Annotated in this window: 1 protein-coding gene; it reads right to left on the bottom strand. The window is 65.0% G+C overall.

The genetic code is table 11. From position 1 onward, the window contains the following. On the bottom strand, positions 1-964 hold a 964-nt coding region (locus B3520_RS04170), incomplete at both ends, for a c-type cytochrome (RefSeq protein ID WP_286875472.1).

The following is a 964-nucleotide window of genomic DNA, read 5'->3' as shown; positions in this document are numbered from 1 at the left end:
CCCCCGGCTCAGGGTGCCGGCGCTGCGTTCCTGGGCGGTGCGAATCGCCCGGGCGGCCTGGTTGCCCGCCTGGGCCGCGTCGCTGCCACCGGCAACGGTATGGAAGTAGCGGGCCAGGGCCCGAATATCGTCATCGCTGGCCTCAACCAGCCCCTGATGCACCACATCGGCCATGGAGCCGGCGGCGACACCGTGGTAGATGGATACGCCGTTGCGCAGGTACAGGAACAGCTCGTCTTCGGTCCAGCCGACCGGAGTGCTGTGGTTGTCGCTCAGCGCCGGCGCGAACCAGCCGTTGACCAAGGCCCCCTCGTAGTCTTGCCCGTCGGCCTCTGCGCCAACCGAATTGCGCGGCGTATGGCAGGCGGAGCAGTGCCCCAGGCCTTCGGCCAGGTACTCTCCGCGGCTGGCATCCTCTTCGAGCGTGGCGCCATCAAAGTACAGCAGCTTCCAGCCCGCCTGCAGCATGCGAATGCTGAACGGGAAGCGCAGGGTGTTTTCCGGCGGCTCCGCGTTGATGGCCTCGCGGGTCATCATGTAGGCGTATAGGTCTTCCAGATCCCCGTCGCTGACATTGGCAAAGTGGGTATAGGGAAAGGCGGGGAACAGGTGCGAGCCGTCCCGGGAGACCCCTTCACGCATGGCCCGGTTGAACGCCTCCTGGGACCACTGGCCGATCCCGGTATCCGGGTCGGGCGTGATATTGGTGGAATACAGGGTGCCGAACTCGGTCTCGAAGGCAAGACCGCCCGCGTAGGGCTGATCGGGGTCGGTGGTGTGACAGCTCTGGCAGTTGCCGATGCCCGCCATGACCTGGCCCCGGTCAATCTGCTCCTGCGAGAAGCTATCCGCCGAGGGCGGCGACTGGCGCTCGATACCGCCCTCCCACGCGAGCAATAACAGAACAATAAAACCCAGGATGATTAGGCCGACAATGCCGACCACTATGCGTTTGATCCCCTTA

It is taken from the genome of Marinimicrobium sp. UBA4509 (assembly GCF_002388575.1).
Taxonomy (GTDB): Bacteria; Pseudomonadota; Gammaproteobacteria; order Pseudomonadales; family Cellvibrionaceae; genus Marinimicrobium; species Marinimicrobium koreense.
The sequence above is the reverse complement of the archived record's forward strand: the minus strand, read 5'-3'. Positions and strand labels throughout refer to the sequence as shown.